We start from the raw sequence: 950 nt of genomic DNA on the forward strand, positions 1-950 counted from the left end.
GCCACGATCCCCGAGTAGCCATTTGACGTTTGGTAGGCGACTGAGCAGCGCCCGTGCGCCGATATAATCGCTGACCTGTCCAGCGGTGACGAACAGGTCGATCGGTCGTCCCTGACTGTCGCAGATGGCGTGCAGCTTGGTGTTCATACCGCCTTTGGTTCGACCAATCAGGCGACCACGCCCCCCTTTTTGGCGGCCATGCTGGTCGCCGTTCGGTGGGCCTTGAGGTATGTCGCGTCGATCATCAGTAAGCGCTGTCTGCGCCCCACGCGGGATCAGCTTGACGTGGTGAAGTTCCAGGGCATCAGCTCGTCGATCCTGCTGGCGGGGTGACCGGCGGTGATCGCTTCGAGGGTCGCCTTGAGGTAGGCGAAGGGCTCCACGCCGTTGATCTTCGCGGTGGCGATCAGGGAGGCGATGCGGGCCCAGGTGCGGCCGCCCTCGTCGTGGCCGGCGAAGAGTGCGTTCTTTCTTGTCAGGGCGATCGGTCGGATCAGGTTTTCGACGGCGTTGGAGTCCATCTCGACGCGGCCGTCGTGGAGGAAGGTCTGCAGGCCGCCCCACTGGCGGTGGATGTAGGTCAGTTTCTCGCCGAGGCGCGACTTAACCGAGATACGCAGACGCTGTGCCTGCAGCCAATCACCGAACTCGGCCACGAGGGGCGCGCTGCGGGCCTGACGGGCCGACAGACGTTGGCCCGGGCCCATGCCCCGGATCTCGACCTCGATGCGGTAGAGCTCAGCGATCCGGCGCAGGCCCTCGGCGGCGATTTCCGAGCCGTCGCGGTCGAAGACCTCCTTCAGCTTGCGCCGCGCATGCGCCCAGCAGTGGGCCACCGTGATCGGCGCGCCGCCCTTGCGGGAGGGGCGCGTCAGTCGATCGTAACCGGTATAGCCATCCAGTTGCAGGATGCCGTCGAAGCCCTGCAGGGGGAGTGTCATGAACTCTGT

1 protein-coding gene and 1 pseudogene are annotated in these 950 nt (G+C 65.4%); both read right to left on the reverse strand.

Annotated features, from left to right (window positions below):
• Positions 1-254 (reverse strand): annotated as a pseudogene (locus A3764_RS24255) (transposase); the annotation flags it as partial.
• Between the two features lie 21 nt (positions 255-275).
• Positions 276-950 (reverse strand): IS66 family transposase (tnpC, locus tag A3764_RS19765; RefSeq protein ID WP_150122323.1); only part of this gene is annotated, 675 nt, incomplete at its 5' end.

This window comes from Sulfitobacter sp. HI0129, from assembly GCF_001635395.1.
Lineage (GTDB): Bacteria > Pseudomonadota > Alphaproteobacteria > Rhodobacterales > Rhodobacteraceae > Sulfitobacter.